Raw genomic sequence first — 16,334 nt, forward strand, 5'->3', positions numbered from 1 at the left:
GCATCCCGGCTCGTCCGGCGGCGGCCCGAACACCGAACGGCCGGTAGCTGAGTGCCGGGCGACGGCGGGCGACGAGGGTTTTCCCACTGCTCGTCGGTGATTGTTGGGGCGCATCGTGATGGTGCTGGTGCAGCCGGCCGCTTGTCATCATAGGAAGAAATCGATGTGCGCCCGCCAGCCGCGGTCATTGTCGCCGCGCAGGAATGCCGACTGCGCGCCCCGCTCCAAGGCCTGACACCAGCCGTCCACGCCGTCGCAGTCCCTCAGCCGGGCTCGGATCGCGGATCGTCGCGGCGACGTGATCTTCCCGACCTTCGGCCAACCGGCATCGACGGCAATGGCGTTGTAGATCGCCACGCCCGCTCGACAGGGTCGTCGGGCTTGCAAAGCCTCTGCGCGCATCAGGCGCTCAACCTTGTGCAGGCCGCAGGAGACACCATCGGCCCGAACATCGCGCCACACACGACGGGCGCCATAGGTCCGGTCGCTCGGCATGGAAGCCGGAGCGGGAGACATCCAGCGCTTCGCACAGCCATGCCCGATCTTTGAACGAGAACTTGCCAGATGCCCCGGTGCTTCGCGATGAGAGCGAACCTCCTGTCGCGTCCCTCGCGAAGTAGGCTGCGGCCTTTTTCAGGATATCGCGCTCCGCCCTGAGCTTGGCCACCTCGCGCCGCAGCCGGTCGATCTCAAGCTGCTCCGGCTTCATTTGTCCGTGTCCGGGAAAGGCCTGGGCCGGATCGGCTCCCAACTCCCGGACCCACCTGCGCAGCACGTTCGCGTGTACGTCCAGATCCCGAGCCGCCGGCGCAACGCTCACCCCTCGGTCCTTGATCAGGCGAACCGCCTCGATCGTGAACTCACGCCCGAATGTCCTGCGCTGCGTGTCCCTCCTCCGACTTCATGAAACTACCAATCTCGGTCTCCATAAAACCGGCAGATGGCCAACCTGAACCGCCCGAACTTGGTTCGACAGGACCGGCGCGCTCTGCAGAATTCATCCTTGCTGGTTTCTCGCGGATGGTGCTTACTTTCAACTTGGATTGATCGTCATCGTAGATGAACCGTCGTCCATAGAGTTCGATTACGAGCCCTTGCCTCAAGACTTCAGGCCTTTCAGGAGAAGCTCGTTGACCAAGCCCGACTACGAAGCTAGCCCCTCGATGTTCCGCAACCAACCTCTGGGCTTCGTGGCCTCTTTGCTGCTTATTCCGTTATTCGGGCTGGGGATTTTGATCCTACTCTACTGGTACATCAAGTCGCGCTCCGTCCGACTCACGATCACAGGTGACGCGATCCACCTGTCGCGCGGCATCTTGAACAAGGATCAGACCGACATAGCCGTCCGCGAGGTCCGCACTGTCCTCATTCGCCAGCGCTTTTGGCAGCGAATCTTCGACGTGGGTCAGATCGAGATCTATACGACGGGCGACATACCCGAGTTCTCTCTCCAGGGCATGCCGGATCCAAACTTCGTGCGGGACTACATCCGCAGGCGCATAAATCGGGAGGACTCGGAAGCATGAGCGCGCGCGATCCTTCCGACCAACGCCGCGCCCTCGTCCTGCTGGCGGTGATCGGCTTGGGGGTAGTCGTCGTCGCGGGGCTGCTCGTCTCGGTCGTGATGATGGAGCTGCCGAAGATGGCGACTTTCGTGGGCGAGAACTTTTCGCCGGGGCTCGGCCTGCGCGGTGCCGCCATCATCGCGGCGATCGTATCGTTCTTGGCGTTGATCGTGCTCGCCCTCGTCTCCGGCGATGGTCTTCTCGGCGAGATACAGTTCGTAATCCCCGGGTTCTTCCTGTTCTTCCTCTTTTTCTGGGTGATGGCTGCCTGGGTCTTCTGAAGGTCGGGCGCGCGAGCGGCGTGCACCCGACCTTGGATGTTTCCGATCAGGCGCCGAACCAGGTGCGTCCGAAGACGACCAGAATCTCGGCGAAGCCTCGCGTCACTTCGAGCGGGATGCCAACACCGTTGAGGTCGCCCTCGACCCGGACCTTTTCGTACACGCCGTCGTCGGTTGCGCGGCCGCTATTCGTCAAACGGATCGTGCCGGTTACGCCATCGACGACGGCGAACGGATCGGCCGCGGCGAACGGATCGCCGCCGCCCGCACCAGGCAGCACCAAGTTCAACTGATATTCCTGCTGGTGGGGACTGCCGGCGGCGGCATCGACGAGTGGCATGTTCCCTTCAAGAACAAAGGTGCGATCCCCACATCGTACGTCGAATTTCATCTGCCAGGCGTCGTTGGCGTAGGCGTAGATCGCATCGCCCGTCCAGCTACAGGAGGTGCTGTCGCGCTGGCCAACGTGCGGCACGGTGAATTTCTCGAAGCGCACGGAATCAATTTCGGTGTTGTACTTCACCGCCGCTGTGCCGGCCGCCGTCTCCTGCAAATTCTTGATAAGCGAGTCGCCGAGGGCCCGCGCGGAAGCGGACGGGTTCTCGGGTTTCATGATGACGTTGCCCTTGAAGGAGCCGTTCTCGGCCCCTGCCGAGCCGGCGCGCAGATAATTGGCGAGAATGGTCTTGGCGTCGGTATAGCCGTCCGCCTTGGCCTCGACGGTGAAGCCGCCGGAATAGCTGATCCGCGGAACCGACTGGCTGGCATTGTTCGGGTTCTTGATCGTGCCGTTGCCATTGATGGCGCATGCCTCGTCGATGCGGCTGAGACCGAGCCAGGCGCTGGCTCCAGCCGAGCAGGTCACTTCAAGCACGGTCGTGCCGCTTTTGTCGTCGACGGTGCCCTTGAACACGTCCTTGCGTTGGTTCGAGAACAGGGAAGGCTGCGATACGTCCATCTTCAGGACGACGCGCTCCGGGGGGCTTTGTGCTGACCCCGTGGCTGGCGACAGGGCGAGGAGAAAGGCGGTGAAGGATAGGAGCCGAATTGTCATGACCGTCAAATCCTTGATCTTGTTTCATCGTCGCAACGTCTTGGGGCAAGCACGCTTTCGAGAAATCAAAACCGATCTAGGCCAGTACGCCAATATTGCCAATTTGTACGGGAAATTCCACTACCTTGCGTAAGCCCTCGGGGGCAGCCGAGTCCAGGTTTCGACTTTGACCGTCTGCCGGGTGTCTGACCCTCGAAGTGCATCGGCCAAGATAACTTGGCGCATTGACGTATCAGGGCCGGATGGCGAGGTATCGGCGTGGTATATTTGTGTGTCTGGGGGCCTTGGCCACCGCATGGCCCCCTCCCCGAGCACCACGCTCGATCGCTGCTAGGGCCTAAACGAGGACAGTCGATATTGGTAAGGAATTTTCCTGTTTATATCAGCTAATTAGATAAAATTTCTGACGGACGCGCCTCCGCCAATATCTAGTTTCCAGAAGCATCTGAAAGTCTCACACGGCGTCAGGAATTCGGATCTGAGGGACTTGGCATAGGCCAAGGCGATCTGCCAGTGAGCCCACGTGCCGGGAGCCTTGCCGCCACGAACCGCCTTCACAAGGTCATTCCCGGAATTTCCGGGATTCACCAGCTCGGCGAGTACCTCGATGAAGCGGCGCACATCAGCGGATGCCGGCCAGTTGGCCGGCTCGCGGGCATGGTCAGCACCCGCTGCCTTCCACATGTCGGGGAGCGACAGCCTTTCGTCGCAATCACGGATCGCGCCCGGCGCCGGTGCCTCCAGCACCAGGCGCGCCACTGCTTGCGGGGCGAACGGGCCCGGCGGATCACGCGCTTAGCCGGCCCTCCTGCTGCACCCCTTTGGCGAAACCATCAGGGCAATGCGCTGCGCATTGTTAGCCGACATAGTCGCGGAGATTGCAGGATTCGATTCGATTGCGCAGTTCGCCGATGCCATCGGCGCTCACCACGACCTCGTCACCTTCCCTGAGGAATACCGGCGGGATGCGCGCAAAGCCGACACCGCTCGGCGTGCCGGTCAACAGCACGTCGCCCGGATGCAAAGTCATGCCGCAGGATAGTTCGGCGATGAGTTCCGGCAGCGGGAACGCCATGAGCGCAGCCGTCGCGTCCTGCATGACCGTGCCGTTGAGCTCGCAGCGTATGCGCGCTGACGGCAAATCGATCTCGTCGGGCGTGACCACCACCGGGCCGAGCGGCATCGTCATGTCGATGCTCTTGCCCTTCAGCCACTGGCCACCATGGCGGCGCTGAAGATCGCGCTGGGAGATGTCGTTGGCGAGGCAAAAGCCGAACACATGGTCCATCGCCGAACGGACAGGGATGGATCGCCCGCGCCGCCCGATGATGGCGACGAATTCGGCCTCGTAGTCCCAGCGCGAAGAAAGCCCGCCGTCGAAGGCGATCCGGTCGCAAGGACCGATCACGGTGTCGGGTGCCTTCGTGAAGAAGGTTGGCGCCTCAGGTCGCTCGACCTCCTGGCCGTCCCGTTTTCCGCGCCCTTCCTCGAAATGATCCCAGTAGTTCCAGCCGGTGCAGAGCACATCCCGGCGAAAGCGACGGATCGGAGCGCGCAGATCCGCGCCGTCGAGCGGGACCCGGTGGGTATCGGTTAGCGCCAGCGCCGCGCGGGCCGCGGCGAGGCCATCTGCGCCGTCTTCGATAAGCGCCACGAGATCCACATAGCGATCGGAGAGCAGGACGATCTCCCCGTTCTGGATGACGCCGGGATGTTCCTGCGCGCCGACACGCACGGTCGCGAATTTCATGGGGCAACCTCGTAGATGGACGTCGACGGCACGCCGTTGCTGCCGGGAAGCAGATACCCGGCGATATGTTCCACGAAGCGGTGGAGGCTCGCTCGATCGTCGCAGGCGCCGTAGACATATTTGTCCGGACGCACGATCAGCGCCCGGCAGCCGAAGACCTGCATGAAATCCCTCAGCAGCACGCCGGTTTCGCGCAGGCCGGGGCAGGACGGCGTGTCGTCAACCGAGAAATGTACCCCACCAAGGGCTCGCCATGCCGCGTCGTCTGCACCTTCAAGCCAGTGCCAAGCCTCCTCACCGCGTGTCAGCAACAGGAAGCCGGTCCCGGCGAGGTCATCGAGGTGTCGCTCGATGCCGTCGGCGCCGATGATCCAGGGCTGAAGCGAGAGCAGGCCGGCCGGCGGCTCGGCACGACCCGAGCCATCGGTGGCGATAAGGCCATGGGTGAGATCCGGGATCAGTTTCTGGCGAACCGTCTCCGACGCCCCCCGCTCGAACTCGCCGATGAGACGCTGGTCGCGCGCCTTGGCCTTTTCCAGATCGAGCTCGCCGATGATGAGGCCGAGTTCCTTGGTGGTGGCGACGAGTTCGCGGATATGCGGCTTGCGCTCCTCCTCATAGGTGTCGAGCAAGCTGTCAGATGAACCGCCCTTCAGGATCGCCGCGAGCTTCCACGCGAGGTTCCCGACGTCGCGTATCCCCGAACACAGCCCCTGCGCCATAAAAGGCGGCATCTGGTGCGCCGCGTCGCCGGCCAGCAGGATCCGCTCCCTGCGCCAGTCATGTGCCACCAGAGCATGGAAGCGGTAGGTGGCGACACGCCAGATATCGATGGAATCAGGATCGACGAAAGGCGCCATGCGACGGCGCAGCACGTTGCGATCCTCGTAGTCCTCGGGCGTCTCGCCGGGCAGCATCTTCAGTTCCCAGCGCCGCAGCCCCCGCGGCCCGACGACATAGGTGGTGGGGCCGTCGGGCACGCAGAACTGGGTGGTGCGCGCAGGCACGACCGCCCCCTCCTTCAGCCAGGCGTCAACGACCGTCCACCACTCGTCAAAATCCAGGCTGTCCTGCCGGATGCCCAGATGCCTGCGTGTGAAGCTGGCCGCGCCGTCGCAGGCAACAAGATAGCGGGAGGTCAGCGCGGCAATCTGGCCGTCCGGCTTGCGGAGCGTCGCCCGAACCGCCTGTCCGTCCTGGGAGAGATCGACGACGTCATGGCCGAGGAACACCTCGACATTGTCAAACCGACCCACACCCTCACGCAATATGGGCTCGAACTCCGGCTGGATGAACATCAGGTTCGGGGCCCATCCAAGCGGATAGGGCGGCTGGACGGGATGAAAGGCCTTGATGAGACGCCCCTCAAGCCCGCGGAACTCGGTGCCGGTGTGATGACAGGTCATCCGGTCCACCGCCTCGGCGAGGCCTACCGATTGTAGCAACCGCATCACTTCGTGGTCGATGTTGATGGCGCGCGGCTTGTCGAAAATGTCTGTCATTCGGTCGACGACCGCGACCTTCAGGCCGTCCCGTCCGAAGAGATTGGCCAGCACGGCACCGACCGGGCCATAGCCGAGAATGATCACATCATGATCGATCGTCACGTTATCGCTCTCCGTTACCGGTGGGCGTTTCCTACCCTGTCCGTACCCATCTCACCGATGATCTGGATCGTCAATTACAAATAATCGATCATTATTGCAAAAACACACCAATCGTGGTTCATTCCGATTGCCGCATCGGGAATAGGAAGTGCACATGATCGAGCCGCCGGAACGGACATCGCAGAAGCAGACCCTCGCATCGTCGATGTATGATCAGCTACGCGACGACATCCTCGTCGGCTCGATCGGGCCCGAGGCGAAGCTGAACATCCGCGAGCTCTGCGAACGTTTCTCCGTGGGGCTAAGCCCCATGCGCGAGGCCCTGAGCCGGCTGTCGGCCGAAGGATTGGTGCAACAGGTCGACAATCGCGGCTTCACGGTGATGCCGGTCAGCGTCGCCGAGCTTCTTGATCTCGCCCAGGCTCGCTGCTGGCTGAACGAAGTGGCGCTGCGCCAGTCGATCCAGCGCGGTGGCCAGGTCTGGGAAGAGGCCGTCCTGCTCAGCTTCCACCGCCTCAGCCGCACCCCCCGTCAGACCGCCGGGGATGCGACCGGCCGCAACCCCGCCTGGGAACTGGCGCACCGGGCCTTTCACCGCAGCCTCATCGAGGGCTGTGGCTCGCACTGGCTGGTCGATCTGTGCGAGCGCCTGTTCGAAGCGGCGGAGCGCTATCGTCATCTCGCCCGCATCGCAGGTGTGGCGCGCGGCAATGCCGAGGACGAACACAGGGACATCATGCAGGCGGCGATCGATCGGAAGGCGGACGAAGCCGTCGACCTTCTCAACATGCATTTCCTGCGCACCGCCGAGATCGTCCAGAAGGTCATCGGCAAGGGCACCCATGGTTACTCCCTGGTCGAGCCGGCAGGAACGGGCCACAAGCCGCGCCGCCGCCGCGCCGGCATGAACCGCAATCCGAGTTGAGCGCGTCATGAATCTTGAAATCGAAGGACGCCGCGCCATCGTCTGCGCGTCGAGCCGGGGGTTGGGGCGCGCCTGCGCCGAGGCGCTGGCCGCCGAGGGCGTGGATGTCGTGATCAGCGGCCGGACGGCCGAGACCGTCGAACGCACCACCGGTGAAATCAACGCGCGCAACGGCGGCCGGGCGATCGGGGTCGTTGCTGATGTCGTTACATCCGAGGGGCGCGCCGCGCTGCTCGCGGCCTGTCCGGCGCCGGACATTCTGGTCAATAACTGCGCCGGCCCGGCTCCGAAGATGTTTCTCGACATCGACCCATCCGCCTGGCCGGAGGCGGTGGAGCGCAACATGATCTCGCCGCTGCTGCTCACCCAGGCCGTGCTGCCGGCGATGAAGCAGCGCCTGTTCGGGCGCATCATCAACATCACCTCGGCCATGGTGACGACGCCACGCCCGCACATGACGCTGTCGAGCGCCCCGCGCGCCGGGCTGACTGCGGCGATGAAGGCCATCGCGCTCGACGTGGCCCGCTACAACGTCACCATCAACAACCTGCTGCCCGAGCGGATCGATACGGATCGCCAGCATTTCATGGCCGAAGCGGCCGCAAAGCGCGAAGGCACCACTTACGAGGAAGCGCGCCGGCGGCAGGTGGAGAGCATCGCCGCCGGCCGGCTTGGCGAGCCGCGCGAGTTCGGCGCCGCCTGCGCGTTCCTATGCGGTGCGCTGGCCGGCTTCATCTCCGGCCAAAACCTGCATCTCGACGGTGGGTCCTATCCAGCCCTCATCTGAGTGAAGAAAAGCAACAATGACGAGGAAACAATGCCCCTTCCCGCAATCAATCCGCATCCGGCCTTCAACGTCACCCGGACGAGCCACGTCGTCCTGACCGCCTCGGATCTCAAGACGAGCCGCCTGTTCTACGAGGAGGTGATCGGCCTGATCCTGACGGCGGAGGATGATACCGCCCTCTATTATCGCGGCATCGAGGAGGCCTGCCATCACAGCCTTGTCCTGCGCAAGCAGTCGGGACCGGGAGGCTGCGCGCGCATCGGCATGCGCGTCTATATGGACGAGGATCTGGACGCGGCGTTCGACTGGTTCGGCGCCACTGGCTGCGCGCCAGAATGGATCGACGCACCCCATCAGGGCCGGACGCTGCACGTTACCGATCCGGTCGGGATACCGCTCGAACTATGCGCGCGCATGCCCGTGGAACCAAGGCAGATCACCCGCTTTGAGCGCCACAGGGGCGGCTGCGCGCAGCGGATTGACCACTGCCAGCTCCTGACGCCGCATGTGCGGATCGCCCTCGACTTCTACACCGCGATGGGCTTCCGACTTTCCGAACTCATCGCCACCGACGAGGAACACCTGCGAGGCGTGTTCCTGCAGCGCAAGGGCAATCCTCACGACATCGTCTTCTTCCACGGCGATGGCCCGCGCCTGCACCACGTCGCCTATTTCACCCAGGAAGGCCAGCAGTTGCTCAAGGCCTGCGACGTGGCCGGCGCGCTCGGCTTCGGGCGCACCGTTGAACGCGGGCCGGGACGACATGGGCCTGGCCACGCGATGTTCGTCTATCTGCGCGACCCTGATGGCCACCGCATCGAGCTGTTCAACACCCATTACCAGGTGATGGACATCGAGATCGAACCGGTGTGGTGGAACCCCGCTGACCCGAACGTCTCGTTCCCGTGGGGGTTGCCGGCTCAGAGCCGCTGGTTCGAACAGGCGACGCCATTTCTCGGCATGGCCATCGAGGACGCGGTCCCGCGTCCGAACCCGATGACGCTCGAGCGTTTTCTCGCCGAAACCAAACAACCCTGAACGACTGACGGCAGTCCACCGGCCAAGGCGCCACAGGACGAAGCCACAGCAGCCCCAATAGAGCTCCCGGGGAGGAACTCATGACTCAAGAGACGCCACAGGCACCGGCGGCTGCGCTGGCCAGCCGTTCTTTTGCCGACACTGAAGCGGAGCGTCACGAGGGCGTCGCCGCGCGGCGCCCCTGGACCATTGCCGCCGCATCGACCACCGGCCTCATCGTCGGCGGCATGCCGCTGCTGGTGCTCACATTCAGCGTCTTCCTCAAGCCGATCACCGAGGAAATGGGCTGGACAAGGGCGGAGGCCTCCGCCGCCATCAGCATCATGCTCTACGTCACCGCGGTGATGGGCCCGGTATCCGGCGTGATCATCGACCGGTTTGGCGTCCGCATACCGCTGATCGGCTCCATTCTCGCCAGTGCCGTCACGCTGGCGGCCATCTCGACGGTGCATGAGCTGTGGAGTTTCTGGGCCGTCTTCGCGGTGCTCGGCCTCGTCTCCTGGGGATTGCAGCCGGTGGCCTATTCAAAGGTGGTGGTCGGGTGGTTCGATCGCAGCCGCGGCCTGGCACTCGGTGTGGTGAATTCCGGACAGGGCATCGGGGCCACCATCCTTCCCTCGCTCGCCGCGTTGCTCACGGCGCAGTTCGGCTGGCGCGGCGCCTATGTGAGTCTCGCCGTGGTGCTGGTTTGCGTCGCGCTGCCCGGCGCACTGTTCGTGATCCGCGAGAACACTTCAACCGCACCAGTCGTCCGGTCCCGCGCCGATGTCGCCGGCGAGCACACCTTCGGCCGCCTGCTGGCCAACCGCGCATTCTGGGTCATCGTGCTCTCGGCCTTCGTGCTGTCCCTCGCGATCAACGGTACGTTGCCGCACATGGTGCCGATGCTGACCGACCGGGGTTTCTCCCTCTCCGCCGCGGTTGGCGTCATGACGGTGATCGGCATGTGCGGCATTGCGGGGCGTGTCGGCGCCGGCTTTTTGGCCGACCACGTCTTTGCTCCCTTCCTTGCCATGGCGGTGTTCGTGCTCTCCGCGCTCGGGGTTGGCATCCTCTGGCTGAACTCTCCGGCGATCCCGCCCTTCTTCGCCGGCATCCTGCTCGGCATCGGCCTCGGAGCGGAGATCGACCTGATGGGCTATCTGACAAGCCGTTATTTCCCCAAGGCCATGTTTGCGCGGGTCTACGGTTTCGTCTTCTTCGCGCTCATCTCGGGACAGGCGATCGGCGTCTTTGCCATGGGCAAGACCTTCGACGTCACCAAATCATATGTGTCGTGCCTCGGGATATTCGCAGCACTGGTGCTCGCTGCCGGCTTCCTGTCACTCCTTCTCGGCCCGTACGCATTCCCTCCCGAGCGCAAGACGATGTGAGGAATTCCCGCTTGTGCGTCGCTCTCGCCGGTGTCGATGCACCTCGTCGTCCTAGGCCGCCCGGAGGGGCGGCCTCCGGTTCGCCCAGGTCGCAGATGCAGCGGGGCCTGATAGGGTCCCGCAGCGCGAACGCGCGCCCCGGTTCAGGCGGCCTTGTCGCGGCTCGTGGCCTGGATCCTGTCCCAGACGTGTCGAGGCTGGGGAACGTCGAGCTTGAAAACGGTCTCGAACGTGTCGGCGAGATGGTCGGCGCTGGTGATGCTCTGCTCGCTCAGGCTGTTCGCCGTCACGCGGCGCAGGCAATCGTTCCGCAGGGCGACATAGCCGTCCGTCGTATGCCGCAGGACGGCGAGCGCGTTGGTGAACGGCGAGCCGGGATCCTGCATCAGCCAGCCATGCGTTGCCGCCATGGTGGCCTCGTCACTGTAGTCGGGTCGGAAATCGACGCTTTTCGCAATGCCGCGAACATGGTTGTTGAAGCGCAGCCAGCCGCCCTCCACCGGTGTGATCGAAAAGTCGAAACCGCGCTGGCGGATCGGCCCGACGGCAAGCGGCACCGGCTCGACGATGGCATCCGCGGCGCCGACCTCGGCAAGATAGGGACGGTCGAGATCCACGCGCAGCGTCAGGTGGTTGCCGATGGCGAGGTCGCCAAGCTTTTCTCGGTCGACCCCGCCGCACAGACGGGTTACCCGGAAGCCGAGCGCCGCGAGCGCGGCACCGAAGAGGCCGTTCATCTCGTAGCACCAGCCACCGCGCCGACCTTCCACCATCTTGGTGAAGGCGGATGCCGGGGTAATCGAGGCCGGCCATCCCATGAAGGCGTCCAGCGCCTCCCACGTGAAGGCCATAAGGTGAGCGCGGTGAAGTTTTGACAGGCTGCGTATGTCGAGGGAACCTGGCCGCTCCATGCCAACCCTTGCGAGGTAAGCCTCGATCTGGTCAGCAGTCAGGGTCATGTCGTTTTCGTTTGCGGGCGCGTGCGTCATCCTTCGGCCTCCTAAGGTTGAACCGTTGTTGAATTCTCGATGCTGTGTTTCAAAATGACTTGCCGCCGGACCCGGCGACGTTGTGGTAGCCGGCACGGCCGAGTGGGGTGCATCCACCAATAGTTGGTTTTATTTGCTCTCCACACCGTCCGACCGGTGCGGCGTCTCTATAGCGCGCTCAGAAAGCGGGCGTTCCTAAATGAATGTGCAAGGCGTGCCGGATATCCTAAAAGTTTGCTAAGCAGACTTATGGCGGGCGATGGGGACGGCGGTGCGGCTCGACGACAAGCTTCTCGAGTTTTTCAAGCGGCCGTTGATGTGCATCATCGCCGGGGCCGACGCGGCCGGGCGCCCATCTGCGGGGCGCGGCGTCGGCTTTGACGTGCTGGAAGACAGGGAGACGATCGACGTCATCTTCTCCGCCTGGCAGTGGCCGCGCCTGGAATCCGACATCCGGCAGACAGGGCGGATCGCCGCCACCTTCGTCAGCCCTTCGGACTATGTCAGCTTCCAGCTCAAGGGGATCGCCACCTTGCAGGACACAGGCGCGCATCACCTCGATCGTGCGGCGCGCTTCATAACGGCAGCGACGGATGAACTCGAATCCCTCGGCGTGCCCCGGCACATCATCTCGCCTTGGCTGACCGCCCGCGAGGCACGGGTCACCCGGATCGTCGTCAGCGAAATCTACATCCAGACGCCCGGCCCGCTCGCCGGCATGCGGACCGGCGCGAGATCGCAATGAGCCTTCGCCTTTCCGACCTTTCCGCCTGTTTCGAAGGTGTCATTCCCTCCATCATCGCCACCGCCTCGGCCGATGGGATGCCCAATATCTCCTACCTCTCACACGTGGTACGGGTCGACGAAGATCATGTCGCGCTCTCCAACCAGTTCTTCGCCAAGACGGCGGCGAACATACGCGCCAATACCCACGTCACGCTGATCCTGGTCGACGGCTTCACGGGCGACCAGTTCCTGCTCAGCATCGAATTCGTGCGCTCCGTCGATACCGGCCCTTTGTTCGACAAGATCGCGCTCCAGCTCAAGGCGAGCAGCGCGCAGGTGGGCATGTCGGAGGTCATGCGACTGCGGAGCGCCGACATTTTCCGGGTGCACCGGATCGAGAGGGTGCCCTGCCCGGTGGAGACCGCGCCCGCGCCCGGCCGCGATCCCGTCAGCCTGCCGGCCCTTTCCGAGGCGATGCGGGCGATCGAGCGGCAGGCGGAGGCGGACGAGATCATCGATAACCTGCTTTCCGGTGTCCGGCGCGTGCTTGGATATCGAAACGCGCTCGTGCTGCTCCGCGACGGCCATCGCGGCTGCTTGGTCACGACCGGCAGCATCGGCTACGAGCGCTCGGGACTGGGATCGGAAATCGCTGGCGGCGAGGGGCTGGTCGGCGCGGCAGCCGCGAGCGGGCAGGCGATCAAGGTCAACGATATGAGCCGCGTGCGACGCTTCGGAGAGGCGATCGGCATGGAGGTGGAGGCGTCGGAAAACGCCACGCGCGTCGTTCCCTTCCCGCAATTGCCAATGGCGATGAGCCAAATCGCCATCCCCATGGTCGCGCGCGGCGTCGTGACCGGGGTGCTGTTCATTGAAAGCACGGAGCGATTGGCCTTCCGCGAGGAGGACGAGGCGGCCCTCGAAATCCTGGCGGGACAGGCCGCCAGCGCCTTGCGGGTCAGCGAACAGGCAGCAGCGGCAGCCCAGCCGGAGCAGGTTCTGCCCACTCCCCGGCTCGCCTCCGACGGCCGGGAGATCCCCGTCGTCCATCACCGCGTCGACGACAGTGTATTCGTCGACGGCACCTATATCGTAAAAGGCGTTGCCGGCGCGCTGCTTCGCCTGATGCTCCAATGGCACCTCAAGGATGGACGCGAGGTGTTCACCAATCGGGAGATGCGGCTGGCCCTGGGCAGCCGGACGCCCGAGATCAAGGACAATCTCGAAACCCGGTTATTGCTCCTGCGCCGCCGGCTCGAAGAAAAGCAGGCCCCGATCCAGATCGTTCGAATCGGCCGAGGCCGCGTTCGCCTGGAGGCGAGAGGACCGCTCACGCTCGACGCCGCACGGGAATAGCCGGACGGAGCCGGTCGCGCGCCGGCAGTTCAGTCAGCGGGTTGGGCAGAGTTTTCCGGGTCATCGCGTTGCCGGGGCTCCCGAGAATGCACCTCGCGCCGCAGGCGCTCATTCTCCCGCCGCAGGGCCGCAAGTTCTTCGCGTACGGGGGCGAGCGCCGTCTCCAACTCAGCCTGGGTAAAGCGCGGCGTGATATGCTGCGGGCAGTTCCAATCGAAAGCCTCGACCGCGATCAGGACGAGGCGCTCGATGCGCCCTGCATAGGCCGGCACCGCCAACCGCTCCCTTAGTGCAGGGTCGTCCACCGCATCGATGACGCGCATGCGGCCAAGGATCTTCAGGCGCTGCCGATGCGCGTAGTCCATCATGAACAGCGACACGCGGTCATTCGCCTGGACATTGCCTGTCGTGATGTACTGCCGGTTGCCTCGGAAATCCGCAAAGCCCAGCGTCTCGTCGTCGACGGCCTTCAGAAAACCGGCCGGCCCGCCCCGGTACTGGACATAAGGCCAGCCGGTCTCGGAGACGCTGGCCAGATAGAAGCCGTCGCGCGCGGCGATGAACTCTCGCTCGACGGCACCAAGGCGGTGGTTGTGGGCTGCCTCGTCCACGGCTGGGCGCTCGTCCATGCGCGCCCACTGGGCCGCGCTGCCATAGTGCTGCTGCGCGGCCGTCACGGAGGGTGTCGAAGTGATCTCGAGATATCTGTTGCGCATGTGCCCGCCATAGCTTCGCCGCCGTCAGCCCGGCGGTCCGTTCCGCAGCGTCCCTTCAGGTCTGCAAGGCCCAGTCCGCCACCTGCCAGCGCAACTGCCCCCGGTCGGAGACGACGCGGCCGAGCCCCGGGAAGGGCATATGCGTCGCGGCGATCAGCGCGCCTTCCGAAGCGGCTAGGGGAAAAAAGCGGTCCCGCATCGCCTGTGCCGCCGCGCGGTCCTGCTCGAACAGGAAGCCTACGTCGGTCGCGCCCGGATGCACCACCGGAAAGAGCATGTCGGACACCATGATGAGGCTCTGACCGGCATCCTCGATCCGCACGCCGATATGGCCGGGCGTATGGCCGGTCAGATCGACGATGGAGATGCCGCGCGCGATCTCGCGTTGGCCGTCAATGGCCTGTAGCCGTGGATAGAGGCGCACGACTTCGGTCGCCATTCGAAAGCTGTTCTGCAGATAGTCAGGGGCACCGCTGCGCTTTGCGGGATCTGTCCAGTGGGTGATGTCGCGGCGGTCGATATACAGGTCGGCATTGGGATAGTTGTTCTGCCCGCCGACGACCAGCCCGCCCATGTGGTCTTCGTGCATGTGTGTCACGATTACCGCGTCGATCTGGTCGCGCCGCAGCCCGATTGCAGCAAGCGCCTGCGGCAGCGCGCCCGTCTGCCCGATCGAGCCGGCCGGCCCGGTATCGAGAAGGATTCTGCGATCACCATCCTCGATCAAATACTGGTTGAACACGAACCGGACACCGCTCGGCCGCGCAACGAACTGCGCCGCCGCGGCCTGTTCGACCTGTGCGGCCGCGCGGCCCGGAAAGTAGGTGTAGGGCATGTCCGCATAGCCATCCGTGAGCGCCGTCACGGTGAAGCGGCCGATTCCAATCTGCGCCAGCGGCGTCACGCGGGTCGTGACGGAACTCGCCGCGACGCTCGGGGCCGGGGCGGTGAAAGACGAGAGGCCGACCCCGATAAGGCCGAGAGGAAGGCCGCTCGCAAAGGCACGGCGGGAGAGTTGAGGCATGACGTCCTCCGTCTGATTACTGGCGCGACTGAGAACACGTCCTCTGGACCGGTCCCACCCGTCTGGACGTAGAGTTAGGACATCCATCCTGGACGCAGTACTCTGCGATTCCGGGATATATCCTCTCAAATATCGGAAGGCATAATGGACCGGTTCGAGGCGATGTCGGTGCTGCTGGCCGTTGTCGAGGCGGGCAGTCTTTCAGCCGGCGCGCGGCACCTGCGCGCCCCGCTCGCCACCGTCAGCCGCAAGGTGTCCGAGCTCGAAAAGCATCTGGGCACCCGGCTGGTCCTACGCACCAGCCGTGGGCTCGCCCTGACCGATGCGGGCCGTGCCTTTGTCGCCGCCTCCCGGCGGATTCTTGAGGATCTGGAGGCGGCTGAGCGGGAGGCCGCCGGCGAATACGGCGCGCTTCGTGGCGGGCTGCATGTCACCGCGCCGATCGCCTTCGGGCAGCGCCATCTGCTACCCATCGCGCTGGGCTTCCTCGCGGAGCAGCCCGAGATCAACTTGCGGCTTACGCTGGCCGATCGGCAGGTCAGCCTGGCGGACGAGCACATCGATGTTGCCCTGCGCATCGGGCATCTGGTGGACAGCTCGCTGATTGCGACACGTGTGGGCGCGGTACGCCGCGTCATCTGCGCCAGCCCTGCCTACCTCGCCCGGCGAGGCGCACCGCGCCGACCGGAGGATCTCGCCCAGCACGACGGTATCAGCTTCCAGGGCTTCGCTACCGCACCGGAGTGGCGTTATCGACGGGACAGCCCGGCCTTCGCCGTCGAACCGCGTCCAAAACTGTCCGTCAACACGACGGAGGCGGCCATCCAGGCTGCCTTGGCCGATCTCGGGCTCATTCGCGTGCTGTCCTACCAGGTGGCCGATGAGTTGCGGGCGGGGCAACTGCAGGTCCTCCTGCCGGATTTCGCGCCGGAGCCGCTGCCCGTCAACCTCATCTACTCGCAGGCCGACATGCTGCCGCTGAAAGTCAGGTGTTTCCTGGATTGGACTGTGCCGCGCCTGCGGGCCCGGCTGGCCGGGCTCCATGCAGAAGGGCTGTAAGGCTCGCCTGAGCGGCGACAATCCATAACTGCCCTACGTCGCCTTCACTCACGTCCATTTTCCAGGCGCCATCCAACGTCCGCT

17 protein-coding genes and 1 pseudogene are annotated in these 16,334 nt (G+C 64.5%); 9 read left to right on the forward strand and 9 right to left on the reverse strand.

The genetic code is table 11. From position 1 onward, the window contains the following. Nucleotides 1–147: 147 nt before the first annotated feature. Both AC1RU4_RS20130 and AC1RU4_RS20135 read right to left on the reverse strand, forming a co-directional pair. On the reverse strand, nt 148–357 hold the full coding sequence (locus AC1RU4_RS20130) for a hypothetical protein (RefSeq protein WP_492892996.1): 210 nt from the start codon (nt 355–357) through the stop codon (nt 148–150). Next, nucleotides 355–853: pseudogene (locus AC1RU4_RS20135) on the reverse strand (IS3 family transposase); the annotation flags it as partial. The pseudogene AC1RU4_RS20135 and the gene AC1RU4_RS20130, both read right to left, overlap by 3 nt. Nucleotides 854–1,130: 277 nt before the next feature. Here AC1RU4_RS20135 and AC1RU4_RS20140 point away from each other — a divergent pair. Continuing rightward, on the forward strand, nt 1,131–1,526 hold the full coding sequence (locus AC1RU4_RS20140; RefSeq protein WP_492892917.1) for a PH domain-containing protein: 396 nt from the start codon (nt 1,131–1,133) through the stop codon (nt 1,524–1,526). Next, entirely contained in the window at nt 1,523–1,846 is a 324-nt protein-coding gene (locus tag AC1RU4_RS20145) for a hypothetical protein (RefSeq protein ID WP_492892918.1), read from the forward strand. The genes AC1RU4_RS20140 and AC1RU4_RS20145 overlap by 4 nt, the downstream gene beginning before the upstream one ends. 46 nt (nt 1,847–1,892) lie before the next feature. Here AC1RU4_RS20145 and AC1RU4_RS20150 read toward each other — a convergent pair whose 3' ends face one another. From AC1RU4_RS20150 to AC1RU4_RS20165, 4 genes are all read right to left on the reverse strand, one after another. After that, complete coding sequence (locus AC1RU4_RS20150) at nt 1,893–2,900, reverse strand: hypothetical protein (protein ID WP_492892919.1); 1,008 nt, start codon at nt 2,898–2,900, stop codon at nt 1,893–1,895. A 390-nt stretch (nt 2,901–3,290) separates the two neighbouring features. After that, entirely contained in the window at nt 3,291–3,647 is a 357-nt protein-coding gene (locus AC1RU4_RS20155) for a KilA-N domain-containing protein (protein ID WP_492892920.1), read from the reverse strand. A 109-nt stretch (nt 3,648–3,756) separates the two neighbouring features. After that, nucleotides 3,757–4,650, reverse strand: a complete 894-nt coding sequence (locus AC1RU4_RS20160) for a fumarylacetoacetate hydrolase family protein (RefSeq protein ID WP_492892921.1) — start codon at nt 4,648–4,650, stop codon at nt 3,757–3,759. Next, a complete protein-coding gene (locus tag AC1RU4_RS20165; RefSeq protein ID WP_492892922.1) occupies nt 4,647–6,257 on the reverse strand; it encodes a bifunctional 3-(3-hydroxy-phenyl)propionate/3-hydroxycinnamic acid hydroxylase in 1,611 nt (536 codons plus the stop codon). The genes AC1RU4_RS20160 and AC1RU4_RS20165 overlap by 4 nt, the downstream gene beginning before the upstream one ends. Before the next feature lie 154 nt (nt 6,258–6,411). Between AC1RU4_RS20165 and AC1RU4_RS20170 the strand changes: the two genes are divergently transcribed. From AC1RU4_RS20170 to AC1RU4_RS20185, 4 genes are all read left to right on the forward strand, one after another. Further along, complete coding sequence (locus AC1RU4_RS20170; RefSeq protein WP_492892923.1) at nt 6,412–7,182, forward strand: GntR family transcriptional regulator; 771 nt, start codon at nt 6,412–6,414, stop codon at nt 7,180–7,182. A gap of 7 nt (nt 7,183–7,189) precedes the next feature. Further along, entirely contained in the window at nt 7,190–7,969 is a 780-nt protein-coding gene (locus AC1RU4_RS20175; RefSeq protein WP_492892925.1) for an SDR family oxidoreductase, read from the forward strand. A 30-nt stretch (nt 7,970–7,999) separates the two neighbouring features. Next, complete coding sequence (locus tag AC1RU4_RS20180; RefSeq protein WP_492892926.1) at nt 8,000–9,007, forward strand: VOC family protein; 1,008 nt, start codon at nt 8,000–8,002, stop codon at nt 9,005–9,007. An 80-nt stretch (nt 9,008–9,087) separates the two neighbouring features. Beyond that, nucleotides 9,088–10,380 carry an MFS transporter gene (locus AC1RU4_RS20185; protein ID WP_492892927.1) on the forward strand — a complete coding sequence of 431 codons (1,293 nt, stop codon included), beginning with the start codon at nt 9,088–9,090 and terminating at the stop codon, nt 10,378–10,380. Between the two features lie 143 nt (nt 10,381–10,523). Here the strand turns inward: AC1RU4_RS20185 and AC1RU4_RS20190 are convergent, their stop codons facing one another. Continuing rightward, nucleotides 10,524–11,369: an arylamine N-acetyltransferase family protein gene (locus AC1RU4_RS20190; RefSeq protein WP_492892928.1), complete on the reverse strand. Its 846-nt coding sequence runs from the start codon at nt 11,367–11,369 to the stop codon at nt 10,524–10,526. Nucleotides 11,370–11,640: 271 nt separating this feature from the next. On the opposite strand from AC1RU4_RS20190, the gene AC1RU4_RS20195 reads away from it, so the two are divergent. Beyond that, nucleotides 11,641–12,114 carry a pyridoxamine 5'-phosphate oxidase family protein gene (locus AC1RU4_RS20195; protein WP_492892930.1) on the forward strand — a complete coding sequence of 158 codons (474 nt, stop codon included), beginning with the start codon at nt 11,641–11,643 and terminating at the stop codon, nt 12,112–12,114. Continuing rightward, nucleotides 12,111–13,451, forward strand: a complete 1,341-nt coding sequence (locus AC1RU4_RS20200; RefSeq protein ID WP_492892931.1) for a GAF domain-containing protein — start codon at nt 12,111–12,113, stop codon at nt 13,449–13,451. Before AC1RU4_RS20195 ends, AC1RU4_RS20200 begins: the two co-directional genes overlap by 4 nt. Before the next feature lie 29 nt (nt 13,452–13,480). On the opposite strand, the gene AC1RU4_RS20205 is transcribed toward AC1RU4_RS20200, so the two are convergent. Together AC1RU4_RS20205 and AC1RU4_RS20210 are read right to left on the reverse strand one after the other, a co-directional pair. Further along, a complete protein-coding gene (locus AC1RU4_RS20205; protein WP_492892932.1) occupies nt 13,481–14,167 on the reverse strand; it encodes a pyridoxamine 5'-phosphate oxidase family protein in 687 nt (228 codons plus the stop codon). Nucleotides 14,168–14,222: 55 nt separating this feature from the next. Further along, the gene (locus AC1RU4_RS20210) at nt 14,223–15,191 is read right to left on the reverse strand and encodes an MBL fold metallo-hydrolase (protein WP_492892933.1); all 969 of its coding nucleotides are present in this window, start codon (nt 15,189–15,191) and stop codon (nt 14,223–14,225) included. A 144-nt stretch (nt 15,192–15,335) separates the two neighbouring features. Between AC1RU4_RS20210 and AC1RU4_RS20215 the strand changes: the two genes are divergently transcribed. Further along, on the forward strand, nt 15,336–16,250 hold the full coding sequence (locus tag AC1RU4_RS20215; RefSeq protein ID WP_492892934.1) for a LysR family transcriptional regulator: 915 nt from the start codon (nt 15,336–15,338) through the stop codon (nt 16,248–16,250). Nucleotides 16,251–16,334: the final 84 nt, after the last annotated feature.

The sequence above is a fragment of the Ancylobacter sp. GW821-FHT10E12 genome (assembly GCF_058809335.1).